General features: G+C 70.5%; 24 protein-coding genes. 11 read left to right on the top strand and 13 right to left on the bottom strand.

From position 1 onward, the window contains the following. The first annotated feature begins 127 nt into the window (after positions 1–127). The 5 genes from NE857_RS03835 (at position 128) to NE857_RS03815 (ending at position 4,153) form a co-directional block, all read left to right on the top strand. Entirely contained in the window at positions 128–1,378 is a 1,251-nt protein-coding gene (locus NE857_RS03835; RefSeq protein WP_254419819.1) for a sensor histidine kinase, read from the top strand. Then, positions 1,375–2,025 (top strand): response regulator, encoded by a 651-nt coding sequence (locus tag NE857_RS03830; RefSeq protein ID WP_026116227.1) that lies wholly within the window; start codon positions 1,375–1,377, stop codon positions 2,023–2,025. Before NE857_RS03835 ends, NE857_RS03830 begins: the two co-directional genes overlap by 4 nt. Before the next feature lie 168 nt (positions 2,026–2,193). Then, on the top strand, positions 2,194–3,207 hold the full coding sequence (locus NE857_RS03825; RefSeq protein ID WP_254419818.1) for a zinc-binding dehydrogenase: 1,014 nt from the start codon (positions 2,194–2,196) through the stop codon (positions 3,205–3,207). A 122-nt stretch (positions 3,208–3,329) separates the two neighbouring features. Continuing rightward, positions 3,330–3,635: a type II toxin-antitoxin system TacA family antitoxin gene (locus NE857_RS03820; RefSeq protein ID WP_017578912.1), complete on the top strand. Its 306-nt coding sequence runs from the start codon at positions 3,330–3,332 to the stop codon at positions 3,633–3,635. Further along, entirely contained in the window at positions 3,632–4,153 is a 522-nt protein-coding gene (locus NE857_RS03815; protein WP_254419817.1) for a GNAT family N-acetyltransferase, read from the top strand. The genes NE857_RS03820 and NE857_RS03815 overlap by 4 nt, the downstream gene beginning before the upstream one ends. Before the next feature lie 29 nt (positions 4,154–4,182). Here NE857_RS03815 and NE857_RS03810 read toward each other — a convergent pair whose 3' ends face one another. After that, complete coding sequence (locus tag NE857_RS03810; protein ID WP_425572151.1) at positions 4,183–5,715, bottom strand: SDR family NAD(P)-dependent oxidoreductase; 1,533 nt, start codon at positions 5,713–5,715, stop codon at positions 4,183–4,185. Positions 5,716–5,897: 182 nt separating this feature from the next. Between NE857_RS03810 and idi the strand changes: the two genes are divergently transcribed. The 3 genes from idi to NE857_RS03795 all read left to right on the top strand — a co-directional run bounded on the left by idi (position 5,898) and on the right by NE857_RS03795 (position 8,219). Further along, the gene (idi, locus tag NE857_RS03805) at positions 5,898–6,416 is read left to right on the top strand and encodes an isopentenyl-diphosphate Delta-isomerase (protein ID WP_254419815.1); all 519 of its coding nucleotides are present in this window, start codon (positions 5,898–5,900) and stop codon (positions 6,414–6,416) included. 80 nt (positions 6,417–6,496) lie between these two features. Continuing rightward, complete coding sequence (locus NE857_RS03800) at positions 6,497–7,477, top strand: type II secretion system protein GspK (RefSeq protein WP_254419814.1); 981 nt, start codon at positions 6,497–6,499, stop codon at positions 7,475–7,477. Between the two features lie 55 nt (positions 7,478–7,532). Then, positions 7,533–8,219, top strand: coding sequence for an HAD family hydrolase (locus NE857_RS03795; RefSeq protein ID WP_254419813.1), 687 nt, complete (start codon positions 7,533–7,535; stop codon positions 8,217–8,219). Here the strand turns inward: NE857_RS03795 and NE857_RS03790 are convergent. The 8 genes from NE857_RS03790 to NE857_RS03755 all read right to left on the bottom strand — a co-directional run bounded on the left by NE857_RS03790 (position 8,216) and on the right by NE857_RS03755 (position 18,613). Beyond that, complete coding sequence (locus NE857_RS03790; protein ID WP_017578918.1) at positions 8,216–8,515, bottom strand: DUF6221 family protein; 300 nt, start codon at positions 8,513–8,515, stop codon at positions 8,216–8,218. The genes NE857_RS03795 and NE857_RS03790 overlap by 4 nt on opposite strands. 197 nt (positions 8,516–8,712) lie before the next feature. Further along, positions 8,713–9,540 (bottom strand): glutamate ABC transporter substrate-binding protein, encoded by an 828-nt coding sequence (locus NE857_RS03785; protein ID WP_254419812.1) that lies wholly within the window; start codon positions 9,538–9,540, stop codon positions 8,713–8,715. Between the two features lie 41 nt (positions 9,541–9,581). Beyond that, positions 9,582–11,171 (bottom strand): GlnX family signal transduction membrane protein, encoded by a 1,590-nt coding sequence (locus tag NE857_RS03780; RefSeq protein WP_494516880.1) that lies wholly within the window; start codon positions 11,169–11,171, stop codon positions 9,582–9,584. Positions 11,172–11,180: 9 nt separating this feature from the next. Beyond that, the gene (locus NE857_RS03775) at positions 11,181–11,990 is read right to left on the bottom strand and encodes an FHA domain-containing protein (protein ID WP_254419811.1); all 810 of its coding nucleotides are present in this window, start codon (positions 11,988–11,990) and stop codon (positions 11,181–11,183) included. Between the two features lie 9 nt (positions 11,991–11,999). Next, complete coding sequence (locus NE857_RS03770; protein WP_254419810.1) at positions 12,000–13,349, bottom strand: VWA domain-containing protein; 1,350 nt, start codon at positions 13,347–13,349, stop codon at positions 12,000–12,002. Next, positions 13,333–14,736 (bottom strand): PP2C family protein-serine/threonine phosphatase, encoded by a 1,404-nt coding sequence (locus NE857_RS03765; RefSeq protein ID WP_254419809.1) that lies wholly within the window; start codon positions 14,734–14,736, stop codon positions 13,333–13,335. The genes NE857_RS03770 and NE857_RS03765 overlap by 17 nt, the downstream gene beginning before the upstream one ends. A gap of 17 nt (positions 14,737–14,753) precedes the next feature. Next, the gene (locus NE857_RS03760) at positions 14,754–17,360 is read right to left on the bottom strand and encodes a serine/threonine-protein kinase (RefSeq protein WP_425572150.1); all 2,607 of its coding nucleotides are present in this window, start codon (positions 17,358–17,360) and stop codon (positions 14,754–14,756) included. After that, a complete protein-coding gene (locus tag NE857_RS03755) occupies positions 17,357–18,613 on the bottom strand; it encodes a hypothetical protein (RefSeq protein ID WP_254419808.1) in 1,257 nt (418 codons plus the stop codon). The genes NE857_RS03760 and NE857_RS03755 overlap by 4 nt, the downstream gene beginning before the upstream one ends. A 208-nt stretch (positions 18,614–18,821) precedes the next feature. On the opposite strand from NE857_RS03755, the gene NE857_RS03750 reads away from it, so the two are divergent. Both NE857_RS03750 and NE857_RS03745 read left to right on the top strand, forming a co-directional pair. Beyond that, the gene (locus NE857_RS03750; RefSeq protein ID WP_017578925.1) at positions 18,822–19,031 is read left to right on the top strand and encodes a helix-hairpin-helix domain-containing protein; all 210 of its coding nucleotides are present in this window, start codon (positions 18,822–18,824) and stop codon (positions 19,029–19,031) included. Between the two features lie 332 nt (positions 19,032–19,363). After that, entirely contained in the window at positions 19,364–19,687 is a 324-nt protein-coding gene (locus NE857_RS03745) for a putative quinol monooxygenase (RefSeq protein ID WP_254419807.1), read from the top strand. A gap of 31 nt (positions 19,688–19,718) precedes the next feature. Here the strand turns inward: NE857_RS03745 and NE857_RS03740 are convergent, their stop codons facing one another. From NE857_RS03740 to NE857_RS03725, 4 genes are all read right to left on the bottom strand, one after another. Then, the gene (locus NE857_RS03740) at positions 19,719–20,570 is read right to left on the bottom strand and encodes an HdeD family acid-resistance protein (protein ID WP_254419806.1); all 852 of its coding nucleotides are present in this window, start codon (positions 20,568–20,570) and stop codon (positions 19,719–19,721) included. 222 nt (positions 20,571–20,792) lie between these two features. Beyond that, positions 20,793–22,079 (bottom strand): citrate synthase, encoded by a 1,287-nt coding sequence (locus NE857_RS03735; RefSeq protein WP_254419805.1) that lies wholly within the window; start codon positions 22,077–22,079, stop codon positions 20,793–20,795. Between the two features lie 823 nt (positions 22,080–22,902). Further along, positions 22,903–24,528 carry a peptide chain release factor 3 gene (locus NE857_RS03730; RefSeq protein WP_254419804.1) on the bottom strand — a complete coding sequence of 542 codons (1,626 nt, stop codon included), beginning with the start codon at positions 24,526–24,528 and terminating at the stop codon, positions 22,903–22,905. Positions 24,529–24,739: 211 nt separating this feature from the next. Then, on the bottom strand, positions 24,740–25,477 hold the full coding sequence (locus NE857_RS03725) for a TetR/AcrR family transcriptional regulator (RefSeq protein WP_486348426.1): 738 nt from the start codon (positions 25,475–25,477) through the stop codon (positions 24,740–24,742). A gap of 131 nt (positions 25,478–25,608) precedes the next feature. Between NE857_RS03725 and NE857_RS03720 the strand changes: the two genes are divergently transcribed. Beyond that, positions 25,609–26,763, top strand: coding sequence for an acyl-CoA dehydrogenase family protein (locus NE857_RS03720; protein ID WP_017578933.1), 1,155 nt, complete (start codon positions 25,609–25,611; stop codon positions 26,761–26,763). Positions 26,764–26,821: the final 58 nt, after the last annotated feature.

The following is a 26,821-nucleotide window of genomic DNA, read 5'->3' as shown; positions in this document are numbered from 1 at the left end:
TTCGGCCGACGCCGAGGCCGCGGGCACCGACTTTCGGCCCGTCACCGTGTACGCGTCGGCCGGTGCCGCGCACGGGTCCTCCCTTTGACCGATGTCCGCACGAGGGCCGGGCCCTAGCCTTGGCTCTATGTCACCGAGCTGGGTTCCCACCCGCCTGAACAGGCTTTTCGTCCCCGACGTCAACGGCTTTCCCGTGTGGGCCTACCTCACCGCGCTCGCCGTCACCCTGGTGATGCCGCTGCTGTGGACTCTCGACCTGGTCACCGTGCTGTCCGCGCGGGAGGTCGACGACTGGGTCGGGCCGCCGCACTCCCGCGTGGACTTCGCGTACACGCTCTCCGGAGCGGTCTGCGCCCTGGCCGCGGGGCTGGCGGTGTGGCCCCGCGTCGGCCCCTGGGCGACCCTGGCCGCCGGTTCGTCGGCCCCCTTGTCGGTGTTGGCGGTCTCGGCACTGCTGTGGCCCGCGCCCAAGGGGATGTTCGGCTACCCGCTCGGCGTGGCCGAGGTCTTCGGCATGCTGGTGCTGCTCGCCCTCACCGCCCTGCGCTGCAGGCCCTGGCAGGTCGCCCTGGTGTCGGTGCTGTGCGCCCTGGCCGCCTACTCGGACTACCTCCGCGACCCGTTCGGCCCCGACCCCACCTCCGCCCTGCTGATGGTCGCGGTGGGGCTCGCTCCCGGGTTGTACCTGCGCTGGCGTCAGGCGGAGCGCCGAGCACACGTGGAGCGGGTCCGCGCCGAGGAGCGGCTGGCCATCGCCCGCGACCTGCACGACGTGGTGGCCCACGAGGTGACCGGGATCGTGGTGCAGGCCCAGGCCCTGCGGCACGTGGCCGAACGGGACCCGGAGGCCGTCCGGGCGGTACTGCCGGAAATCGAGGCGGCCGGGGCACGGGCTCTGGAGTCCATGCGCGGCATGGTCTCCCGGCTGCGCGAACCCGGGGAGGCCCCGCTGACCGCGGAGCCGTCGGAGGTGCTGACGGCCCTGGCCGCCCCGGCCTCACACGGACGCCCGGAGGTATCGGTGCACGTGAGCGGGCCGGTACGGGAACTGCCCGCGGAGGTGGGCACGGCGGTACTGCGGATCGCTCAGGAGTCTGTCACCAATGCGCTGCGATACGCCCGGGGCGCCAGCCGGGTGAGCGTGGTCGTGTGCGCCGACAGCGAGGGGGTGCGGCTGCGGGTGCGTGACGACGGGTGGGGCGGCGCCGGACGCGGCGCGGGGGGAACGGTCGGCGGCGGCCACGGCCTGGTCGGCATGGCCGAGCGGGCTCGGATCCTCGGCGGTGACCTGTCCGCCGGACCGAACGGAATCGGGCAGGGTTGGACCGTGCGGGCGACGATCCCCGCACCGCGCGACCAGGGGAACGGACAGAAGTGACGATTCGGGTAATGCTCGCCGACGACCAGCAGATGGTCCGCACGGGTTTTCGCTACATGCTCGACGCCGAGGAGGGGATCTCGGTGGTCGGGGAGGCCGGTGATGGGATCGAGGCGGTCCGGCTCGCTGGGGAACTGCGCCCGGACGTGGTCCTCATGGACATCCGGATGCCCGGCATCGACGGTCTGGAGGCGACCCGGAGGCTGGCCGGACCGGGGGTGGCGGACCCGCTCAGGGTGGTGGTGGTGACCACCTTCGACCTGGACGAGTACGTGCACGCGGCGCTGACCGGCGGCGCGGTCGGGTTCCTGCTCAAGGACGCGGGACCGGCACTGCTGATCGAGGCGGTGCGGGCCGCCGCCCGGGGTGACGCGATGGTCTCGCCGCAGATCACGGTGCGTCTGCTCAAGCACTTCGCGGCTTCCCAGGCACCCCGGCGGGACCACGGCCAGAGCGGACTGACCGCGCGTGAACTGGACATCGTGCGGACGGTCGCGCGCGGGCTCACCAACACGGAGGTGGCCTCGGAGTTGTATGTCACGATCAGCACGGTCAAGACGCACCTGGCCCGGGTCCAGGAGAAACTGGGCGCCCGCAACCGGGTGGAGGTCGCAGCCTGGGCCTACCGGAGCGGACTCATGGAGTGAGTCGCCGGACGCCTCGCCGCCGCTCAGCTCCCCGGGGCCTCCCGCTTGACGAAAAAGTGAGCGGGTTCTGACCCTTATCGCCCGTGTCGCCTGAGTACACACCCATGTCCCGAGCGTGATGATCGGTGGGGAAATGGGTGCAGACGACATGACTGCGAGGGATGACCTATGGCCACCATGCGCGCGGCTCGGCTGAACATCACCGACCGGACCCTCGAGGTCACCGACGTGCCCAGGCCCGTGCCGGGCCGGGGGCAGGTCCTGGTCCGGGTCCGGGCCGCCGGGGTGTGCCTGTCCGACGTCCACCTCATCGACGGCGCCCTGAGCCCGCTCCACCTCGAGGGCGACACCGTCACCCTGGGGCACGAGGTGTCCGGGGTGGTCGAGGAGTTGGGCCCGGAGGTGCTGGACGTCAGGGCCGGCGACCGGGTGGCTCTCCAGGCCGGTGAGCACGACCGGCACGGGCGCGTCCTCACCCGGGGCGTGGACTACGACGGCGGCTGGGCCGAGTACGCGCTGGCCGGTGAGGACACGCTCGTCCCGATCCCGGACGAGCTGTCCTTCGAGCAGGCCGCGATCATCCCCGACGCCGTCTCCACGCCCTGGGCCGCCGTGACCGCCACCGGTGACGTACGCCCGGCCGAGGCCGTCGCGGTGTGGGGCGTGGGCGGTCTGGGCGCGCACGCCGTCCAGCTGCTGCGACTGGCGGGCGCCGCCCCGATCATCGCCGCCGACCCCGACGAGCACGCCCGGGCACGCGCTCTGGAGTTCGGTGCGGACGTCGCCCTGGACTCCACCGCGGCGGACTTCCTCACCCGGATCGGTCAGCTGACCCACGGCCGCGGCCTCGACGCGGCCTTCGACTTCGCCGGGGTCCCCGTCGTGCGCGAGCAGGCGGTCCAGGTACTCGGCGAGCACGGCCGCCTGGTGCTGGTCGGCCTGACCGACAAGCCGCTGGAGGTCAGGGACGGCACCCGGTTCAGCTACCTGCGCCAGCAGATCCTCGGCCACTACGGTTCGGAGGCCGAGCACGTGGTCCAGCTGGTGGATCTGGTGCGGGCGGGCCGGCTGGAGTTCAGCCGCTCGATCAGCGGCACGTTCTCCCTGGAGGAGGCGCCCAAGGCCGTGGAGCAGCTGGAGCAGCGGATCGGCTCACCGGTCCGCCTGGTCCTCCAGCCCTGACCGCCCTGACCCAAACCGCACAGCCCTCGGACTGCTACCAGTTCGAGGGCTTGTAGTTCCTGAGATTGTTGTTCGCCAAAAACCCACCCTTGCGTGTGCACATTGTGCGTACAATCCGGGGTATGGCTACCAGCATGAAGTCAGAGAGAATCCACCTGAGAGTCAACGACCAGCAGAAGGCCCTGCTCGAGGCCGCGAGCGCCGCCTCGGGGGACACGGTCTCGGCCTTCGTCCTCGGTGCGGCCACCGAAGCGGCGGCAAACGCGCTGGCGGATCGACGGGTCTTCATGTTGGACGAACAGGGGTGGGCGGCCTTCGACTCGGCCCTGGAACGCCCCGCACGCGACATCCCCGGATTGCGAAAGCTCCTGACCGAACCCACGGTGCTCGATGAGAACAGCTCTCAGCATCATGAGGACGACACGTGAAGCCGAGGTTCGGGCCGGTCGAGCCGCTCACCGCGCATCACAAGACGGCCGACTTCGACTGCGGATCACACGCCCAATCCGACTGGTTGGCCGACCATGCGCTTCAGGCGCACCGCTCGGGTGGATCGCGCGTGTACGTCGTGTGTGACGAAGACCCGGATTCGGATCGCCCGGTAGTCGGCTACTACGCTCTGGCCGCTGGGAGCATCGTTCCCTCTGCGGCTCCCAGTCGGCTCCTGCGCGGTGCCGGCAGGTACCGCCAACCCGTTGTCATCCTGACCCGGCTGGGAGTCGACACCCGCGTCCAGGGGATCGGACTCGGCAAAGCACTCGTCGTCGATGCGCTGCGCCGGGTCGCGGTGGCTTCCGAAACGATCGGTGTCCGGGCTCTCCTCATCCACTGCGAGAGCGAATCAGCACGACAGTTCTACCTCGGCCTCACCCAGTTCGAGCGGAGCCCGAGCGATCCGATGCATCTCGTACTGCTGATGAAGGATCTGCGCCACGCGCTCACGTGATCCGTAGACCCACCCGGAACTCGGACTCTCTACCAGTTCGAGGGCTTGTAGTCCTTGAGGAAGATGCCGTGCAGGTCATCGCCGAGCTCTCCGCGGACGATGGGGTCGTACACGCGGGCGGCCCCGTCCTCCAGGTCCAGCGGGGCGTGGAACCCGGCCGCGGCGATCCGTTCCTTGTCCGGGTGCGGCCGCTCGTCGGTGATCCAGCCGGTGTCCACGGCGGTCATGAGGATGCCGTCGCTCTCCAGCATCTCCTCGGCGCTGGTCCGGGTGAGCATGTTCAGCGAGGCCTTGGCCATGTTGGTGTGCGGGTGGCCGGGGCCCTTGTACCCGCGGCCGAACACCCCTTCCATGGCGGACACGTTGACGATGTAGGTGCGCCGCGCGGGCGAGGCGGCCATCGACGGTCGCAGCCGGTCCACCAGCAGGAAGGGCGCGCTCACGTTGCACAGCTGCACTTCCAGCATCTCGACCGGATCGATCGCGCCGATCCGCTGGGTCCAGCTGTTGACCGGCGCCAGGTCCGGCAGCAGGCCGCCCGCGTCGATCGCCCCGCCGTCGCGGATCCGGTCCGGGTGCGCCGCGCCGGTGGTCAGCGCCAGCGAGGTGAGCATCTCGGGGGTCAGCGTGTGCGGCGCGGCCTTGGCGACCTCGGCCTCGGGGGCGCCCTCCAGCTCGCGGGGGCGGACCCCGCCGAGCACCAGCGGTTCAGGCAGGCCCTCCCCTGTCAGCGGCTGGGCCTCGGCCGCGATCAGCGGGGCGTAGGAGCCCGGTGAGCGGCGGACGGTCTGTGCGGCGTTGTTGATGAGGATGTCCAGCGGCCCCTGCTCGGCGACCGAGTCGGCCAGGCGCACCACCTGGCCGGGGTCGCGCAGGTCGATGCCGACCACGCTCAGGCGGTGGATCCACTGGTCGCTGTCGGGCATCGCGGCGAAGCGGCGCACGGCGTCGTTGGGGAAGCGCGTCGTGATCGTGGTGTGGGCACCGTCGCGCAACAGCCGCAGCGCGATGTACATGCCGATCTTGGCGCGGCCGCCGGTGAGCAGGGCCCGGCGCCCGCTCAGGTCGGTGCGGGCCTCGCGGCGCTGCCGGTTGAAGACCGCGCACTCCGGGCAGAGCTGGTGGTAGAAGGCGTCGACCTCCTGGTACTTCTGCTTGCAGACGTAGCAGGGGCGGGCCTTGCGCAGGACCCCGGCGATCTTCCTGGTTTCGGGCTGTCCGGCTTCCGGCTCTCCGGTCTCCGCGTCCGGGGTCTCGTCCGCGCCCTCGCCCAGGGCCCGGCTGGTCAGGGCGCGGCCGTTGGTCTCGTCGTCGATCCGGCCCGGCGCGGCCGTGGCGGTGGCCGCGAACACGGCCTCGTCGTGGTTCTTGCGGGCGGCGTGGCGCTCCTTGCGCCGCCGCTCCTTCAGGGCCTTGAACAGCCGGGCGGTGGCCCGCTGGAGGGTCATGGAGTCGTCGTGGTCGCCGGGCAGCTCCTCCGCCTCGGCCAGCACCTCCAGGCACACCCGAAGCCTGTCCGGGTCGATACTGTCGACCGTCGTCCGCGTCACCGTTTCCGTCACCACTGCACCCCGCCGCTGTTCCGATGGCCGCCTTGCCGGGCCATCAGGAACCTTATGCGCAAACCGGCACCGGACGGTCGGGATCTCCCCCACACTGCCCGGTGCGAAGCGGTGCGCGGGACGGGCCACCATGGGAGTGGACAGTCGCGGGGAACAGTAGAGAGAGCCGGTGGAGAGAGTCGATGCCTGAGTTCGTGGTCCTGTTGGACGAGGAGCACCAGCGGGTGGGGGTGGCCGACAAGGCCACCGTGCACACCGAGGGCACCCCGCTGCACCTGGCCTTCTCCTGTTATGTCGTGGGCCCGGACGGCCGGGTCCTGCTCACCCGCCGCGCCCTGGGCAAGACCACCTGGCCCGGGGTGTGGACCAACAGCTGCTGCGGCCACCCCGCCCCGGAGGAGACCATGACCGAGGCGGTGCGCCGCCGGGTCCGCCAGGAGCTGGGCATCGAACTGACCGAGGTCACCGAAGCGCTCCCGGACTTCCGCTACCGGGCGGTGTCGGCCGAGGGGATCGTGGAGAACGAGTTCTGCCCGGTGTTCTGGGCCCGGACCGAGGACACCCCCTCCCCCGACGCGAACGAGGTCGCTGAGTTCACCTGGGCGCCCTGGCCGGACGTGGTCATGCTCGCCGAACGGACACCCTGGGTGATCAGCCCCTGGGCCGCAGAACAGATTCCGCAGCTCAACGACGCGCGCTGACCCGGTCGGGGCCGCCCTTCCGGTTTGTCGGAAAACCCCGAAGGCCACCACGAATCACTTGCGCACCATAGAGTCGTGCTATGTCCAACACACCCCCCGGCCATGGTTGGCACTACGGTGAGCCCGACCCCCAGCAGCCGCACTACGGTCACGCGGAGCGACCGCTTCCTCCCTATCCCCGGCAGCCCGGCTACCCGGGCGCGCCGTACGGCCAGGGAGGCTCGTACCACGCCGGGCCCGACAGTCGTTCCCCCTACGGTCCGGATGATCCGTACGACCGTCAGGGCCCGTATGACCGTCGGAATCCGCACCACTCGTATGACCCGCACGGCCACCAGGCCCCGCACCACCCACAGGGCCCGGCACCCGCGCAGAGCGAGACCAATCCCGGCGGCCGCGCGTTCCTGCTCCTGATCCTGCTCAGCTGCGGTGCCCTCGCCCCCTTCGTCTACGGCTACACGGCACTGCGCCACTGGTCCCGTGCGGCGGGCATCTGCGCCCTGATCACCGTGCCGTTCGTCGTCGTCATCGTCGCGAGCGGGGAAGACAGCACTCTCGGCACGGTTGCCGGCGGCATCTACGTCGTCTTCGTCGTCCTCGCCACGGCCTACCTCTACCACGACATCTACGGGGTGAACTCCGACCGCAACAAGGGGCTGCGCGGCGAACCGGTCACGGCCGCGCCCGGCGGCCCGGCTCCCTCCTCAGGGGAGGGTGCCCGCAAGGTCAGCAGCAACGCTGAGCTCAGGGCGATGGCGGCCGACCGCGCCCAGCGCAGGAAGGAGTCCCGGAAACTGGCCGAGGAGGACCCCGCGCTCGCACGTGAACTGGGTGTGGGCCGACCCGACCTGCACACCGGCTACGACGACGGCGGCCTGGTGGACCTCAACCGGGCCCCCGCCCAGGTGATCGCCGGGCTCCCCGGCCTGACTTCCGAGGACGCGCAGGCCCTGATCACGGCCCGTTCGTCCGCGCCGTTCATCTCGCTGCCCGACGCGCTGATCCGCACTGGCCTCCCGGCGCACCTGGAGGACGAGATCTCCGACTACGTGGTCTTCTGAGCGCGGCTGCGGGGTAGGTAGACCGCGGCACCCCTCAGGAGTTGGAGCGCACCCCATGCCCCCTCGCACGCACGTCCCCGTCCGTCCCGCGGCCCTGGTCTTCGACGCCCTGGACACCCTCTTCCCGCTCGGCCCGCTGGAGTGGCGCTTCCGGGAGGCCGGGATCCCGCGGGTGCTGATGACCCGGTGGCGCGACCACCTGCTGCGGGACGCGTTCGCGCTGTCCCTGCTGAACCGGGCCCGTACCTTCGAGGACGTCGCCCGGGGTTCCCTGCGGGACATCACCGGGAACCAGATCGCCCCGGCGGCGGAGGACACCATCCTCGACGGGCTCACCCGCCTCGAACCACGCCGCGAAGCCGCTCGGGCCCTGGCGGCCGCGCATGAGCGGGGTTTGCGGACGGCGGTACTCGGTCAGGGGGACGGGGAACAGGTACGCCTGCTGTTGGAGCGCTCCGCGCTCCCGCTGGAAATCCTCACCGGGGGTGACCGGCCCGGGGCGTGGAAACCGGCCCGCGAGCCCTATCTGGCGGCGGCGCGCGCCCTGGATGTGGCCCCGGAGCGGTTGGGTCTGATCACCGCGCACGGCTGGGACGCGGCGGGCGGCCGCGCGGCCGGACTGGTCACGGGGTGGTCGGCGCACGTGGAGGGACGCTTCCCGTCGGTCTTCACCGGCCCCGATGTCGAGGGCCGGGACCTGGCCGAGACCGTGGACCGGCTCCTCGCTTTGCCCGAGCCCTAGTCTTCCCAGGTGCGGTCGTATTCGGGGTGGCCCCGGTAGACGGCGGCCAGGTACTTCACCGCGAGTCGCCAGGCCAGCAGTTCGGACCAGGGGTCGCCCTTGACCTTCACCGCCTGGGCGGAGGTCTCGATGATGCTCATGCTGGCGGTGTGCGCCTCGGTGTAGCCGCGGACGATCTTGCGTTTGGCCGTCACCTCGGCCAGTGCGCGCTCCCGGCCGCGTGAGCCCACGGGGACGGCCTTGGACGCACGTTCGTCCTCATCCAAACGCGCGTTCAGGAACTCGACGATGGTCAACGGACGACTCCTCTTCTGTCCCCCCAATGCCCTACATAAGGTTCAGTATCTGCCATTTGCCCCGCTTGGGCCACCCGGAAGCCCTCGCTGATCCGGGCGAATGCGGCACCGCGTTCACAGCCGTCACACCGGGTACACGCGACCCCTGCAGTGTTCCGGCGGTGCCCCGTCTGTGTTCTCCCACTGGCGCAGCCGCCCTAGTCGCAGCCCTCGAACTGCGGGACGGTCCGGACCACCTCCAGGTCGGTCTCGCCGAACCACTCCTCCAGCAGGTCCACCGCGGTCCCGTCCTGGTACATCTCGCTGACCGCCTTGTTCACCGCCTCGCAGGCCGCCACGTCGCCGTGCGGCAGACCCACGCCGTACTTCTCGTCGGTGAACGGGTTGTTCACGAAGCGGAACGAGTCCGGGTCCTCGGCCAGGAACCCGGCGAGGATCAGGTTGTCCGTGGACACCGCGTCCACCGACCCCTCGCTCAGCCTTTCGATGCAGACGCTGTAGGTCTCCGCCTCCTGGAGCTCGAGCACGTCGATGCCCAGGCCGTCGGTGATCCGGAAGGCCGAGTTGGAGCCCGCGCCCTGACAGACGCTGCGCCCCTCCAGGTCGCGCACCCCGTCCACCGCGTCCTCCTCCGCGCGCACCAGGATGTCCTGCTTGGCCACGTAGTACGGGCCGCCGAAGGTCACCTCGGTCTTACGGCCGGGGGTGATGGAGTAGGTCGCCACCACCATGTCCACCTCCCCGCTGACCAGCTTCTCCTCGCGCTCGGCCGAGGTGATGCCCACCAGCTCCACCTCCTCGATCCCGAGGTGGGCGGCGATGTAATGGGCCACGTCCACGTCGAACCCGACCAGCTCGCCGTTCACGTCCAGGCCCAGTCCGGGCTGGTCGTCCTTGACCCCGATCGTCAGCGAGTCCGCGTCGACCAGGGACTCCTCCCGCTCCGCCGAGCAGGCGGGCAGCAGAATCACCGCCACGGCGCCCAGGGCTGCCGCGGCCGCGCCACGACGGTGTCGAAACCACATCGGCCTGTTCCTTGTCTCTCGGGGGTCAGAGTCCGTCGGGGTCAGCGGTACTCGGCGAGGCGGGGCCGGACCCCGACCACCACCAGCGCGAGCAGGGCGAGGGCGCCGACCGGCAGCCCCCAGGTCCAGGGGGACAGCGCGGCGTCACCGCGTTCGATCCCGGCGGTGAACTCCTCCTGGTGCAGCTCGATCAGCCCGCCCAGCGCTTCGGTGTAGGCGGGGAAGAGCCCGTCCTCGGCGTGCGCCACCCCCATCCGAATGTCGATCGCCGCTGCGAGGTCCTCCTCCTCGGCGGCCTCGCGCATCAGCTGGTCCTCCTCCTGGAGGGCGGCGTAGGCGGTGAGCACCTCGGCGAGGGCGTCCTCCTGACCGGGCAGCAGCGAGTCCTGGGCGCTCTGCCCCAGGTAGCCGAGCGTGCCCGGATCGTCGGGGTCCGCGCCGTCCGAACCGGGCAGGTTCGGGTAGGCACCCGGGATCTCACCGATCGCCTCGTAGTAGTCCGTCAGGGTGCTGGCCGGGCGGAACAACACCTGCTGCGCCCGCTCCAGGTACACCTGCTGGTAGTTGTCGGCGAAGTCGCCGTCCGCGAGGTAGCGGCTCTGGTCGGCCTGCATGTCGGTGGCGATCGCACCGGCCCGGGCCAGCGCCATGGCGGCATCCAGCCCTTCGTCCTTGGCGTCGCTCTGGTGGGCCCCGCTGCTGTTGAGGGCCATGATGACGCCGAGGGTGAGGACCACGGTCCCGGCCGTGGCGGCCAGGAGCGGGGCGTTGAACCGGCGGCGGAACCGCACCCGCAGGTACAGCTGGAGGCCGATGAGCGCGGCCACGGTCGCCACACCCACCACACCGACCCACACGAGCCCGAGCGCCACCGTGGACTGCCCCTCCTCGTGGTTGGCCCGCACGATCGCCGAGGAGTCCAGTCCCAGGTTGAACGCCTTGGGTAGCAGCTCGGTGTGCATCAGCTGGGTGGCCTCCCGGTACGCCTCGAGGGCGTCGGGGTCCACCTCCCCCGGAGCGGCCTGGGCCTCGTCGTTGAGCAGACGCGCCTCGCTGACCTTCTGGTCGTAGACGCCCATACCGTCCAGGACAGCCTGGACGTTGAGCTCCTCGACGGTGTCGCCCTCGGTGAGGGAGGCCGCCTGGAGCAGGGCCGCGTTGGCCTGGGCCCGGCTGGTGTCGTACCGCTCCAGGGCCGCCTCGCGTCCCGACCCGAGATCGTGGTCGGTACCCATGAGCAGCACGTCCGCGACGCCGGCGTCCATGTCGGCCAGGGCCAGGTACAGCTCGGTGGTGGCCATGGCCTGCGGCCCGGCGTCGCGACCCAGGACGGTGAGTCCGTCACGGGCCTGGTTCAGCGTGACCGTCGCGGAGCCGAACAGAGCCGCGATGGTCAGCACGCACAGGAGCGTCAGCGCCCACACCCGGGTGGGCGTGGTCCGCATCGAGGCGCGTGCCCGCGGCCACCAGGAACGGAGGTACCGCCCGCCGGTGGAGCCGCCGGCGGGGTTACTCGTGGCGCCGCCCTCCGGCCGTGCCGGGCCGGAACCGTGAGGTCCGGTGGGCGGCAGTGGCAGAGAGGGGGCGCCCGGTTCGGGCCGCCTGGCCACCTGGTCGGGGTTGGGGGGCATCAACGGGGTTCACCCCTTCTGGAGGATGATGACGGTCCATGCACCGACGTAGATCCTGTCGCTGTCATTCAGGGGAACCTCCACGTGGTGGGCGATGGGGTTGGCCGTCCCGTTGATCGTGGTCCCGTTGGTCGACCCGGGGTCGACCAACGACCACGTGTCGCCCGGGCGGGAGAGCAGGACCGCGTGGATGTGGGAGATCGCGGGATCTCCCCCGGGGCCGCCCAGGTCGATCTCCGGGGTGAACCCCTTGGACCTGCTTCGTCGTCCGATGTGCACCCGCTCGCCCTGGAGGGTCACCCGGCGCTGCTGGCCTCCTGCGGGGAAGCTGATCTGCGTCGGGTCGAGCATCCCCTGGTCGACCATGTACTGGTAGTAGGCGGGGTCGGCCGCCACGACCGCACGCCAGCGCACCCCGATCGGCGCGCTGCCGGGCGCGGAGACGCGCCGCTGGTGGCTGCCCGACTGGGAGGCGAAGTCGTATCCGCACTCCTCGCAGAAGCGGCCCGCTCTGGACGTGCCGCACTCCGGGCACGGCCCTCCCCGGGTCGCCGGTCTGGGTCTGGGCGGTGTCTGGTCGGGGGCGGGGCGCTGTGCCGGTGGCCGCGCCGACGGTTGCTGTTGGTGCTGCGGATGCTGCGGGTATTGATGGTGCTGCGACTGCTGGTGTTGCGGATGCTGCTGGTGTTGCTGATGATGCGGGTGCTGCTGCGCGGGTCGGTGGCCAGGAGGCGGCACGGACAGCGCCTGGAGGCGCAGCCCGCAGATGTCGCAGAAGTCGGTGGCCGTGGAGTGGTGCCCTGAAGGGCAACTCGGCATGGGTCCCTCCTACCCGGGTCCGGGGGCACCGCCGGTTCCCGGTCCGCTCTGGCGGGGACGGGTCCGTACGGTCCGGGTCGAGTTGGTGTCGAGGGTCATCTCGTCGACCTTGTCGACGCTGGGCTTGAGCCGGACCGTTCCGGTGACCGCGTCGACGACGTCGACGACGCGGTCGAGGAGTCTCGCGGTCTCCTCGTTCCCCGACTCGTTGGCGAGCGCGACGGCCCGACCCAGCCTGGTGGTGGCGGTCGCTTCGTCTCCCTCGCGACGGGCGGCGAGCCCGTCCTGAATCGCCTGGGCCAGTTCGACCTGACCCGTGTAGTGGGCCACCCGGGGGTTGATCTCGGTGGCCCTGACCTCGTCCGACGTCCACTCGGCGAGGATGTTTCCGGAGGCGAGGACCTGGTCCGGGGCCCCGCCCTCGCCGGGCACCACCACTCTGACCCAGCCCGCGCGCAACTGGCGGCCGGGATCGCCCGGCGGTACCTCCACGCACACGTGGTAGTCGCGGCTCTCCGTACCCCAGGAACCGGTGGGGTAGTCCCCGGCCTGGGCGACCCGTTCGACCGCGCGTCCGCTGAGGTCCTGGACGGTGGGCGCCACCTGTTTCACGTAGCGCACCACCGCGTGTTGGGGCGTCCACAGGCGCAGTGCCACATCGGCCACCGCCTTGCCCATGGAGGCCTGGGCCATCGCCCGGAAGTCCGCCTCCAGGTCGGCGGGGTCGGCGATGATACCCGGCCCGCCGCCGAGCAGGGCGGCGTCGATCCGGCGCAGCTCCGCCACCTTCCAGTCGGTACCCACCCCGCGGCAGTCGCAGACGAACCGTCCGGCGAGCCGCTGGAGCACCCCCTCGAAGACGTCGGACATCTCGTTGTTCTGGCCGTCGGTGAGCAGGATGGCGTGCTTGATGCCGTCGTCGACGGTGTCGAACAGCGCCGCGGCCTTGAGCAGCCAGCTGCCCATACGGGTGCCGCCGTCGGCGCGCAGCTTGCCCACCGCGTCCAGCGCGGCCGCCCGGGTCGAGGCGTCGACCTCCACCAGGCGGGCGGTCTCGGGGAAGATCATCTCCGCCTCGCGGTGCCCGGCGACCACCGCGAAGCGGACGCCGTCGCGCAGGGTCTCGATGGCCGCGCGCGCCGCCTGCTTGGCCGCGTTGATCTTCTCGCCGTACATGGAGCCGGAGGTGTCGACGATGATCACCTCCGCGGCGCGCACCGCCGAACCCACCAGCACCGGGCTGTTCGAGGTCACGCTCACCACGGCGTGCACCTCGGTACCACCGATGGGCAGGAAGGGGTTCTGGTCGATCTCGACGCGGAACTCGGGCTCGCCGGAGCGGTCAGAGCTGTGCGGCACGGGAACCCCCTTGTTCGGTGGGTACGGGAATGACGACGACGGTGATGTTGTCCTTGCCGCCCGCTCTCAGGGCGAGGCTGACGTAGGTGCGGGCCCCCTCCAGCGGGGCGGCGGTGGCCCCCGGTACCGCATCGGTCAGGTCCTGGGCCTGCGGGTAGTAGTTCCAGAGGCCGTCGCTGCACAGCAGGATGGCACCGGGACCGGTGGGGGTGACCGTCGAGACGTGCGCGTCGATCTCTCCCGAGTCCGCGCCCATCCAGGCGATGAGCGCGTGGGCGTTGGCCGAGCGCATCGCCTCCTCGCGGGAGAGCGCACCCATCTGCACCATCGCCTCGCTCCAGGAGTCGTCCCTGGTGAGCAGGGTCGAGGCGCTGGAGGCGGGGCCGCCGGAGATCCAATAGGCGCGGCTGTCCCCGACCCAGCCGACGGTGACCGCGCCGGTGGCGGGGTCCACCACCGCGGACACGAAGGTGCAGGCCGGGGCGGAGCTGGGTGAGTCGGCGATGGCGGCGACCGCCTGGGCGGCGCGGGTCATCGCAGCCCCGGTGGCCTCGCGGGGGTCGGCCCCCTGGCGCATCTGTTCGGCGAGCACGGTCGCCCCGGTCTCGGCGGTGACCCGGGAGGCCTCGTCGGAGCGGGGCGAGCTGGAAACCCCGTCGCAGACGACCGCCACGACGGTCCCCGCGGCCCGGAGCGCGTCGTCCTCGATGACCCGGATGGCCATCGCGTCCTCGTTGCGCTTGTGCCGCAGGCCCCGGTCGCTGACCCCGAAGGCCCGTCCGGCGCGGACCTCGACGTGGTCGCGTCCAGTGGGTTGGAGGAAACCGCACTTCTCGCAGTACCCGTCCACGACCCGTCCCGGGCACCACACGCACAGTTCGGGGTTGTCCACGGCGACCGGGTTGCTTCCCACGGCGGGCGGCGGCCACTCGGGGACGACCTCCGCCGCCGGGGGCGCTCCGGCCGGTTCGGGCCCGGGTGCGGGGGGCGCCGGGTTCCGGTAGATGGGTTGGGTGATCTGGAGGTCGACCGCCTCCCAGTCCGAGAGCTCCTCGTCGGGGTCCCCGGCACCGTCAGCGTCCTCGTCGCCCTGGCCACCGCCCTCGATCCGCTCGTCGCGTACGGCTCCGTTCAGGCTGACCTGGGGCGCGGTCGGGGCGCCGTCGGCGGGGATCAGGCCGGGGCGCTCCACCACCATCGTCTCCGCCTCGGAGGCCGAGGCCTCGGACATGCTCGGCTGGGGGGTGGTGGGCACGCGGTCGGGTTGACCGCTCTCCTCCGTCCGCGCCGACGGGGCCTTCGGGAGGGTCTGACCGCACCCCTCACAGAAGGCGTCCTCCGCTGACACCGTGTCGGCGCAGGTAGGGCAGGTCCGCACCTTTGTCATCGCCGTTCCTTCGATCCTCACAGGAGTGTCACCGGGCGTAGGGAGTTCGCCTTGTCGATGAGCTCGTAGCGCTCCGAGGTCCGGCTGGCCCGGTGTGCCAGGGACCGGTAGCGGCGCTCCAGGTTGGCGCGGACGCCCTCCTCGGTGAGGTCACCGTCCAGGAGTCGCTGACCGGCCGGGGCGCTGCCGCCCGACCGGAGCCAGGTCAGGGCGGACTCGAGGACCCGGGCGGCCAACCGGTCGGCGGACTCGCTGTCCAGGCCGATCCGGCCGAGCCGTTCACCGGCGCGCACGTAGTCGGCGCTGTCGGTGGCGCCGGTGGCGAGCGCGGCGATCAGTGCGGTCTGGGCGTGGATGTACAGGCTCGACAGCTCGGGGACGGTGTCCAGGACCTGGATGGCGGAGGCCCGGTCACCCTGGGCCACTCTGATCCGGGCCAGTCCGAAGGCCGCGCTCACGTAGGAGTGGTCGGTGGACCACACCGTGGCGTACTGGCGGGCGGCCGTCTCCAGGTCTCCGGTGCGTTCGCAGGCCAGGGCCAGGCCGAGCTTGGGCGCCACCTCCCCGGGGAGGTGGTTGTAGAGCTCGTCGAAGTGGTTCCGGGCCTCCTGGAAGCTGCCCGTGCTGAGTTCGGCCACGGCGAGGTACCACATGGTCCGCCAGTCGCCGGGGACGGCCGAGCTGAACTGTTGGAGGGCGTCCAGGGCCTCGTTGTGCTGGCCGACCGTGATCAGCGCCCGGGCGAGCATCAGCAGGGTCTCGGGGGTGGGCGCCTGGGCCGCGCGCAGGGTCGGGATGAGCTCGGCCGGGGGCATGCCCGCGAAGCTGCGCAGGAGTTGGGCGGCCGGGTCGACCGGGTCGATGAGCGGGGCGGGCAGCAGCCCGGCGGCCTCGGTGGGCGAGGGCGGGCTGAGCATGCGGTCGGCGTTGTGCGCGCCCACGTCGGAGCCGCTGGTGAAGGTCTCCCCGCCGAAGAGCGCGGAGGCCGCCGGGTGCGGGGTGCCCTCGATCTCGGAGAGGACCTCGCGGAGCACCCCGGTGAGCTGGTCGGCCATGTCCCCGGCGTCGTGGAAACGCGACTCGGGTTCGATGTTGGTGGCCCGGCGCAGGAAGCGGTCGTAGGACTCGTACCGCTGGAGCAGCGGCACCTCGTTCCGGGGCGGGATGCTGTGCGGGTGCTGGCGCATGAAGCTGAAGTGGAAGCTGAGCACCGCCAGGGCGCGGCCGACGGAGTAGAGGTCGGCGCTGATCGTGGGACCCGGCCCCCGGAGCTCGTCCTCGGGCACCCGGTAGCCGGGGGTCGTGTAGACGGGGCTGAGCGTGTCGTCCATGCGCCGGACGCCGCCGAGGTCGATGAGCTTGATCAGCTCCTCGCTCTGGATGACGTTGTCCGGCTTGAAGTCGCAGTAGAGCAGACCCTTGGAGTGCAGGTAGCCGAGGGCGCGCAGGCACTCCAGGCCGTAGGCGATCACCTGCTCGACGGGGAGGACCTCCTCCCCGGAGCCGTCCTCCCGGCGTTCGACGAGCAGCTCCCGCAGCGACTTGCCGCCCACGTACTCCATGACGATGTGGCCGCCGGGGATTCCGGTGCGCGGGTCGGGGTGCTGGGAGAAGTTGATGATCTTGACGATGTTGGGGTGCTCGACCTCGGAGAGGAAGGCCCGCTCCGCCGCGGCGGCCTTGTGCGCCTCGGCGTCACCGGCGTTGAGCAGGCCCTTGAGGACCACCCAGCGGTCGTTGACGTTGCGGTCCCTGGCCAGGTAGATCCAGCCGAGCCCGCCGTGGGCCAGGCAGCCCAGGACCTCGTACTGACCGCCGACCATGTCGCCCTTGGCCAGCTTGGGGGTGAACGAGAACTGGGTACCGCACTGGCGGCAGAAACCCTCGGTGCGGCCGTCCTGGCCCCCGCGGGCCCGGCCGACCTTCTCACCGCAGTTGCCGCAGAAGCGGTTCTTCTCCGACACGACCGGGTTGGTCATGATCGCTTCGGAGGGGTCGCGGGCCGGGACCAGCGGGACCTGGACCATGCCCAGGCCCAGCATGCCGCGCTTGGAACCGCGGCTGGAGCTGCTCCCGGTGCGCGAGCTGCCGACGGTCCCGGCGATGCTGCCCGGACCGGAGCGGCCGGACAGGCGGATGTTGCCCGAGCTCATCGGGTGGGAGTGCACGGACATGTCGTTGCCCGCGGGGTCCCGGAGGGAGGGGCTGGAGGAGAACCACTGGTCGGTGGCACCGCTCCCGGCCGAGGAGGGACCGGAGGCCGGGGAGGGTTGCGGACCCGAACCCGGATGGCTCGCCTGCTGGGGCACTCCGAAGGCGGGCTGGGGTCCGGAGGCCGCAGACCGCGGGGCGGGTGGTCCCTGCTTTCCCGGGGGCGCCTGGGCCGGCTGGGGCCAAGAGGGGTGCTGGGCAGCCTGGGGGCCGGAAGGGTGCTGGTACCCGGGCGGGCGTTGGGGCCCCGAGGGGCCCTGGTAGCCGGGGGGTCCGGGTGCCGGGCCGCCGGTCGGCGCCCCGGCACCCGGCTGGGGCACAGGGGGCCGCGGTTCCACCGGGGCGAGACCGCACACGACACAGAAGCCGTCCTCGATCTGGCCCTGGCAGCCGGGAGAAGTGCACTTGGTCATCTGCTCACACCACCATCAGTCTCGCCATCTGACGCCCCGTTTCCCGGTGTGGTTCTGCTTCCCGGGGGTTCGATTCCCGAAAGTTCCTGGAGCCTCCGCTGGTAGGCGGACAGCGCCACGGTGGCCGCTCGCAGGTCACAGGGGGCGTTCCACAGTTCCCAGTGGGCGCGGCCATGGAGTTCGGTGAGCCGTTCGTGTTCGGCCAGACCGAGGCGGACCGAGCGGGCACGGAAGGCGTCGAGTCGGCCGCGGAGCTCGGCCCGGCGCTGGAGGAGCCCGGTGAGGTTCTCCTCCCGTTCCTTCGCGTCGTCACCGGCCTGGTGGACGGAGCGCTGCAGCTGTCCCAGCCGGGCGCCCAGCCCCCACCAGTCGCTCTGGGAGCGCAGGATGTCCATCTCCACCACGGCGGCGCGCAGCCCCGGCACGGGGTCGGGGACGTCGATGGCCCGGGGTGAGGAGATCTTCGCGATGACCCGGGCGCGCAGTTCACCGGCGCGCCGGACGACCTGTTCCACGTCGTCGATGGCCGACACGAGGCGCTCGATGCTCTCGGTGTAGGAGTCGCGCATGCGCAGGGCGTCGCGGAGTTCGCCGCGGGTGCGGTCGAGCAGGCCCCTGAGGCGGTCCAGGGAGGAGGTGTCGACGCGGGCGTCGACGACCAGGGAGAGGGGGTCGCGGCGGACGGTCTCACCCACCCGGAACAGCTGTTCGCGGAGGTTCTCGTGCTGATCGTCGCCCAGTTCGACCTGGTCGGAGAGGGTGCAGACCTCCTGCCACATGGACTCCAGCTCACCGAGCCTGGGGTGCAGGGCGTCCCAGGCGGTCTCCGCCGCCGAGATGACCTCCGTGGCCTCCTCGTAGTCGGCGGACATACGCGCGACGGCCTCGGCGAGGGTGATGTGTTCGGTGTCGGGGTCGAGCAGTCCGCGCTCGTGCAGGGGCTGCTCGGCGAGGGGGAGCGTGACGGACTCGCCCAGGAGCAGGAACGTGAGCTCGCCCAGCGGGTCCTCGCCACCGTTCGCACGCACCCGGACCGCCCGGTCGATCACCGCCGCGAAGGCGCCGTGTACCGTCCACAGCCTGTGGACGTGCACCGAGGCCTGATCCCAGCGGCTCCTGGTCCCGCCGACCAGGTCGGCCTCCCTGAGCAGCTGGTATCCCACGTGCCGGTCCAGATCGGCGAGGTTGAGCGCGATGCGGTCGGCCTCGCCGCGGATCCGGTTGAGCGCGTGGTCGACGCCCTCCCAGCTCATCGGCGGCACACCCGACCCTGAAGCCCTCGCCACCTGACGTATCACCCCCGGCTGCCCGAGCCGCTCCGTACTCTCTCTTCACCTAGGACAAGAGTGTGGCCGGGCCCACCCCGATCCACAAGGGACTACGCGTTTTCCGGCCACGAGCGGCCACAACCGCAACACACACGTCATCTGCGGCATCCCATGCGCTGGGTAGGACACCCACATGGCCAGAACAGAGGACAGAGCGGAAGAAGAGTTCCCCGGCATCGGTGCCCCCGCCCAGCGGGCCCTGGCACACGCCGGATACACGAGACTGGAGCAGTTGGACGGGGTGAGCGAGAGCGACCTGCTGGAGCTTCAGGGGATGGGCCCCACGGGTACGGACATCCTGAGCGACCTGCTGAACGCCCGGGGTATGTCCCTGGAGGCCTAGGGTGTGCTCCGTGGATGCTGCCCGTAGCGAGCGGGAAGAAGGCGGCGCCGAAGGCGTCCGTTGAGGGTGGTGGCGGGCGACGGGTGGCCAGTGGTGCTGGCGCAAGGCCGAAGAAGGAGTTCCCCTACTGTGCCCTGCTACGCGAGCTCCGCAGCGTCGCACAGCGGGGCCCGCCCGGGTTTGGCTGTCGACTGAGAGATGCGCAGCGACGGTGCCGCTGGGACACCGCGCAGCAGGGTATGTGTCCGCGGAACACGCCCTAGGCTAGGACAGCCCCGCGCCCGGCGTCCAACGCTTTTCCGGGCGCACCCGTGACAGAGAAGAGCCAGGTCATGCCCGTGTCTCCCGCGCCCCCCGTCGCGCTGGTGATCTCGATCCGGGCCCTGCCCGGGCAGCGTGAGGCGTTCCTCGCCGGGATCTCCCGCAACGCCTCGTGCGCGCTGCGGGACGAGCCGGGCTGCCTACGCTTCGACGTGGTCGGCGACCCCGGGGACCCGGACGCCTTCTGGGTGTACGAGGTCTTCGCGGACGAGGACGCGCTGGCCGCGCACCGGCTCACCCCGCACTTCCTGGCATGGCAGGAGGAGAAGGCCGAACTGGTCGTCCCCGGAAGCCAGGTCAACCGGCTCGGCCCCCTCCTCGTCAGCGAGGGCTGAGACCCTGCGCGGTCCTGCGAACCCGTTGGTGTTACAGGGTGCCGGGGTCGTCGGGACGCTCCTTCTGGGCCCGGTGCCGACCGGCTCTGGGCGCCGCGGTCTCGTCCTCGGCCACCTCCGGGATCTGGTCGGTGTCCCGCTGGTCGCCGCGGTAGCCGTCGCTGTAGCCGCCCGCGTAACCCTCGTCGAAGGCGCTCACCGGGCGCTCCTCGTCCGCGGGCTCCGTGCCGGTCTCCGCCGTGGGCTCGCCCCGGTCGCCCGGCTCGCCCGCTCCGCCGAAGTCCTCGGCGTCGGCGGCCATTGCCTGTTCTTCTCGTGTGCTGAAGCCGTCGGCGGCACCGCGCAGCCGGAAGCCCGCGGCCGCCATGACCACACCGAACACGATCGCGTAGGCACCGACGACCCACATGATCACCTGGGCACCGGCCAGCGGCCAGAACCACACCAGGAGACCGAAGATCACCGAGAGCGCGCCGACGAAGATCAGCAGCCACTCGGAGCTGATCTGGGCGCGCAGTCGCACCGCGGTGACGATCTCCGCGACACCGGTGACGATGGCCCAGGCACCGATGAGGAAGACCAGCGCGATGACCGCGGCCATCGGCCAGATCAGGGCCATCAGACCCAGCGCAATACTGAGTCCGGCCTGGACTCCCAGAGGCATCCTGTTCCCCGACCCCGCGCGGAAGGCGGTGAAGGCGAGCACGACTCCGTCCACGAGCGCGAACGCACCGAAGATGATCGCCAGGGCGATCAGGCTGGCCGCCGGCCAGACGAGAGCGAGCACACCGAAGATCACCGCGGCGACACCGCGTACAACCAGGACCCACCAGTTACGGCTCAGCTCTGCGAGCATGTTGCCGGCCAACGCGTACCGGACCATAGCCAGCCCCCTCACTTGCGCGGTCCCGCTCGTGTGCGGGACCACCCTCTGGAACTTCCCTCAACGTCGCATACCGATGACAGAAAGTACGCAAAATGCAGGGAAAGGGAGGTTCTGCTCCGATGTGGCTCTGTGCGCACCGGCCCGGGCCACCACCCCGGGCACACGAACGCCCGCCCTCGTCGGTGACGTGGGCGGGCGGTCGAGGTACTCCGGCAGGTACTAGCCCTGGCCGGGGTAACGGCGCTCGGCGGCGCCGATGTAGTGCTGGCGCGGGCGCGCGATCCGGAAGGCCGGGTCGACTGCCTGCTCGCGGAAGTGGGCGACCCAGCCGGGCAGACGGCCGATCGCGAACAACACGGTGAACATGTTGGTCGGGAAGCCCATGGTGCGGTAGATGACGCCGGTGTAGAAGTCGACGTTCGGGTAGAGCTTGCGCTCGGTGAAGTACGAGTCCTGGAGCGCGGCGGCCTCGAGCTTGAGGGCGAGCGCGAAGAGCTCGTCCGGGTTCTCGTGCCGGTCGAGGATCTGGCTGGCCAGAACCTTGATCTCCTTGCTGCGCGGGTCGAAGTTCTTGTAGACCCGGTGCCCGAAGCCCATGAGGCGCATCTCGCGGGCCTTGACCTTCTCCAGGAAGTCCTCGATGGAGATACCGGAGTCGCGGATCTCCTCGAGCATCTCCAGGACGGCCTGGTTGGCGCCGCCGTGGGACGGGCCGGACAGGGCGTTGATACCGGCGGAGACGCTGGAGTAGATGTCGGCCAGCGAGGAACCGACCACGCGCACGGTGGCGGTGGAGCAGTTCAGCTCGTGGTCGGCGTGCAGCACCAGCAGCATGCCGACGGCCTTGTTGAACAGCTCGCCGAGCTCACCCGTGGGCGCCTTGTCACCGAAGGTCATCCGGATGAAGTTGTCGACGTAGTCGAGCGAGGTGTCCGGGGCGATCGGCGCCTCGCCGATCGAGTTGCGGTAGATGCGAGCCGCGATCGTCGGCAGCTTGGCCATCAGCCGGATCGTGGCGAGCTCGACCTGGTTCTCGTCGCCCGGGTCGACACTGTCGTCGTAGTAGGCGGCGAGAGTGTTCACGGCGCTGGCGATCAGCGTCATGGGGTGGCCGTTACGGGGCATCGCGTCGATGAACGCGCCCATCTCGGCCGGGATGTCGGAGTTGTCGCGCAGCTTGTCGGAGAACTCCTTGAGCTGGCCGGGCTCCGGCAGCTCGCCGTAGATCACCAGGTAGGCGGTCTCCAGGAAGGTGCTGTGCACCGCGAGGTCCTCGATCGGGTACCCGCGGTAACGCAGGATGCCCGCGGCCCCATCGATATAGGTGATCTTCGAGCTACACGACGCGGTGTTGCCGAACCCCGGGTCCAGGGTCGTCATACCGGTCGACCCCAGCAGGGTCTTCAGCTCGATGGTGCTCTCACCCTCGGTACCGGTGAAAACCGGCAGCTTCAGCACGCCGCCCTCGTAGTGGAGCTCCACCGTGCGCTCTTTGTCATCGCTCATGCCCGAGGTCAACCTTTCCAGGCGGGGGATACGTGAGGTGTGTCAGACGCGAGGCGATCCGCCTCCACGTTCTTGATTCACTCGTTATTGTTCTGTTTTGTTAAACGACGGTTAAGCAAAATCATATAAGTTTCACCGATTCACGAACAGGTGACATGCAACACATACCCAGACGTGGTCAGAATTACCGCAGAGTGAAGATTTACAGACTTTGCCGAACGTCGATAACGCCGTGATCGCCCTGAGACTTCACGGACGGCGACGGGGGTCTCCCGCCGTCCGTCCCTCGTCTCCTGAACCGGTCCCCTGGGCGCCCCGAACACACGCGGTCTCCGCCCGGACCCGTCGCGTCGGCCCGCACTTCACAGATGCGGACATACCCGAACAGAGCCCGGTGCGGCCAGGTGTTCGCAAGCGCCCTAGTGGCCTGTTATCAGGGTACCTTCGCCCTGATCACAAGGGCTGGCGCGGGGTGGCCCCGACTCGGTGATCTTGGCCTCTGCCACGCCGCCCGGCGGCCCGGGAAGCCCCTCGGAGCGGCCCCTCCCCCCGCTCCAGGGACCTGAGTATGTGCCCCGGGCACGAGATTTCACACACGAGCCGGACGTGGCATTTCTCCCCCTCGCTGGGACCCCTGCCGACAGGCTCGAAGCGGCACGAGAATTCCCCACCGAACAGGACCAAAGTCGACAGTGGGTAACCAGCATTCACTCGGGGTAAACAATGTGAGTGCTCTTTACCGAAGAATCCAGCATCCGTGGCGGGACCGGTGACGGAACGCTCCCCGAAGAGGTTGCGCGGAGGTGACGAACCTTCTCGGGGGTTACTCGCCCTCGTCGACGCCGCCGGCCAGCAACGCCTCCATGAACAGGGAGGGGTTGTCCCGCTCGATCACCCGCAGGCGCCACTTGTTGTGCACCAGTACCAGGAGTTCACCGTCTGAGCGGCGGCGCAGGACCTCGGCCCCCGACAGCGCGTGCAGGGTCGGAGCCGACTCGGCGTCGGTGCGCCGCGCCACCGAGTACTCCAGCGGGGAGGCCTCGATGGGGCTGCGGAACTCCTGCTCCATGCGGTGCTTGACCACGTCGAACTGGAGCGGGCCGACCGCCGCCAGTACCGGGGCCTGTTCGCCGCGCACGTCGGAGGTGAGCACCTGCACCACGCCCTCGGCGTCGAGCTGGGCGATGCCGCGCTGGAACTGCTTGTACTTGCCCGCGTCCACCGCGCGAGCCACCACGAAGTGCTCGGGGGCGAAGCTGGGGATCGGCGGGAAGGAGACCTTGGGGCCGTCGTAGAGTGTGTCGCCCACGGCCAGCGAATGGGCGTTGACCAGTGCGATCACATCGCCCGGGTAGGCGGTGTCGATGGTGGAGCGGTCCGAGCCGAACACCGCCTGGGTGTACTTGGTGGCGAAGGGGCGGCCGGTGGGCGCGTGGGTGAGCACCATGCCCCGGTCGAAGCGGCCCGAGCTGACCCGCACGAACGCCATCCGGTCCCGGTGGTTCTTGTCCATGTTGGCCTGCATCTTGAAGACCTGGCCGGAGAACGGCTTCTCCACCTCGCGCGGCTTGTCCTTGTCGTCGGCCTTGGCCGACGGCGCGGGGGCGCGGCCCACGATCGTGTCCAACAGCTGGCCCACACCGAAGTTGGACAGCGCGGCGCCGAACAGCACCGGGGAGGACTCGCCCGCCATGAAGGACTCGTGGTCGAAGTCGGCGCCCAGCGCCTCCAACAGCTCGATCTCCTCCTGCGCCTGCTCCCACGCGTCCAGCTCGACCTCGGCGGCCCGGTCGGCGTCCAGGACCTCCTCGATCGCCTTCTGGGCGCCGCCGGGGGTGCGGGTCATCTTGGTGTAGGTGCCGCTCGTGCGGTCGATGAGGCCGCGGAAGTCGCCCGCGATGCCGACCGGCCAGTTGAGCGGGGTGGGGCGCAGGCCGATGCGCTGCTCGATCTCGTCGAGCAGCTCCAGCGGCTCGCGGCCGGGCCGGTCCCACTTGTTGACGAAGGTGATGACCGGCATCTTGCGGGCCCGGCACACGTCGAAGAGCTTGAGGGTCTGCGGCTCCAGGCCCTTGGCCGAGTCCAGCAGCATGATCGCGCAGTCCACCGCCGAGAGCACCCGGTAGGTGTCCTCGGAGAAGTCGGCGTGGCCGGGGGTGTCCAGCAGGTTGAGGACGCGGTCGTCGTAGTCGATCCGCAGGGCGGCCGAGGTGATGGAGATGCCCCGGTCCTGCTCCATGTCCATCCAGTCCGAGGTCACGCCCTTGCGGTCGCCCTTGCCGTGCACCGCACCGGCGGAGGAGATCGCGGCGGCGTGCAGCGCCAAGGCCTCGGTCAGCGTCGACTTACCGGCGTCGGGGTGGGAGATGACCGCGAAGGTCCGCCGCCGCTCCGCCTCGTGGGCGACCTCTGACTCCTGCTTGGTCGCTCCCGCCGTGTCCACGCTCATCTGCGCTTTCCGCCTCGCCTCGTGTACTGCCCTGGTCGCCTGCCACCCTGTTTCGGGCCCCGTCCAGCCTACGCGCGCGCGGGTGTGGCTGGGACCCGTGTGCGGGACCCGTGGGCGGGCTGCGCCGGTGTGGGGGATCAGCGGGCACAACGTGCGGGCGGGCGGCCGCATTCCGAGGCGTCTACCAGGCGTGACCGGTCTCCACCGACGCCTACCGGTCGCCCTCGACCGCTTCGGAGACCCTGCGCAGCAGGTCGGCGGTGGAGGCCCCGCGCGGGTAGACCGCCACCAGCACGCGTTCGTCTCCCGTTCCATGGACCATCCCGGCCTCTCCGACGCCCACGGCCTCCCCCGCCCCGGCGCTCCCACCACCGTCGAGCAGGGGGGCGGCCAGGTCGGCGACCCTGGCCGTCGCCTCGTCGAAGCGTTCCCACACCCGGCCCCCGTCGGGCTCGCGCAGCCACCCGCGCAGCACGTGGTTGTGCGCGGCGATCAGGGCCGCCGCGACCACCTCGACCTCCAGGGACGGGCGGTCACCACCGACACTCTGGCTCAGGTAACGGCTGAAAGCGGCCTGGTACCGCGCCGTCATCGCCACCTCCCGGTCCCGCAGCCGGGGGTGGGCGCGCACCAGCCGGTACCGCGGCACGGTGATCTCGGGGTCGCGGACGTACCCCTGGAAGACCAGGCGCGCGGCGGCGACCACCGTGGTCATGGGGCTCTCCGGTGAGGCCTCCATGTACCGCACGACCGTCTCGAAGAGCTCGTCGTGCTCGGCGAAGAGCAGGTCCTCCTTGGAGCCGAACCTGCGGAAGAGGCTCCGGCGGCTCACCCCGGTGGCGGCGGCGATGCCGTCCATGGTGGTGCTGTCGAAACCCTCGTCGGTGAACAGCCGCACCGCCGCCAGTACGGCCTCGCGGGTCGACACACGTGTCGGCGCCATGCCCACCTCCTCACCTTTCCGGCGACTCGTCCGGCGCCAAGGTATCCGACCCGGTCTGTGTACTTCACACCGATCATCTCTTACCCTGGCACTGAATGCCATATCCAGGCACGCGGTGCCAAAGCGAGGAGAGCGTGATGGGCGACTTCGATCTGTTCAAGACCAACGAGGAGCACGAGGAGCTGCGGGCGGCGGTCCGCTCGGTGGCCGAGGACAAGATCGCTCCGCACGCCGCCGAGGTGGACGAGAAGTCCGCCTTCCCGCAGGACGCCCTCGACGCCCTGGTCGCCACCGACTTCCACGCCGCGCACATCGCCGAGGACTACGAGGGCGTGGGCGCCGACGCGCTCGCCACCTGCATCATCATCGAGGAGGTGGCCCGTGTCTGTGCCTCCTCCTCCCTGATCCCCGCGGTGAACAAGCTCGGCACCATGCCGGTGATCCTGGGCGGCTCCGAGGAGGTCAAGCAGCGCTACCTGACCCCCGTCGCGCGCGGCGAGGCGATGTTCTCCTACGGTCTGTCCGAGCGCGAGGCCGGTTCCGACACCGCCTCCATGCGCAGCCTGGCCACCCCCAAGGGCGACGACTGGGTCCTCAACGGCCAGAAGTCCTGGATCACCAACGCCGGTGTCAGCGAGTACTACACCGTGCTGGCCGTGACCGACCCCGAGGGCAAGCGCGGCCGCAACATCTCGGCCTTCGTCGTGCACGCCGACGACCCGGGTTTCACCCTGGGCGAGCCCGAGCGCAAGCTCGGCATCAAGGGCTCCCCCACCCGTGAGCTGTTCTTCGACGACGTCCACATCCCCGGTGACCGCATCATCGGCGCCCCGGGCGAGGGCCTCAAGATCGCCCTGCGCACCCTGGACCACACCCGCGTCACCATCGGCGCGCAGGCCGTCGGCATCGCCCAGGGCGCCCTGGACCACGCCGTGGCCTACGTCAAGGAGCGCAAGCAGTTCGGCAAGGCCGTCGCCGACTTCCAGGGCATCCAGTTCATGCTGGCCGACATGGCCATGAAGCTGGAGACCGCACGCCAGATGGTCTACGTGGCCGCCGCCAAGTCCGAGCGCGGCGACGACGACCTGGCCTTCTACGGTGCCGCCGCCAAGTGCTACGCCTCCGACGCCGCCATGGAGATCACCACCGACGCCGTGCAGCTGCTGGGTGGCGCCGGTTACGTGAAGGACTTCCCGCTGGAGCGCATGATGCGCGACGCCAAGATCACCCAGATCTACGAGGGCACCAACCAGATCCAGCGCATGGTGATGGCCCGCCAGCTCCTCAAGTAAGCCGCTGCCGGACCCCAAGAGCTGACAGAGCCCGACCCGGACGCCCGTCTCCCCTGGT

It is taken from the genome of Nocardiopsis exhalans, from assembly GCF_024134545.1.
GTDB lineage: Bacteria > Actinomycetota > Actinomycetes > Streptosporangiales > Streptosporangiaceae > Nocardiopsis > Nocardiopsis exhalans.
Note: the sequence above shows the minus strand (reverse complement) of the source record. Positions and strands in the feature narration are given on the sequence as shown.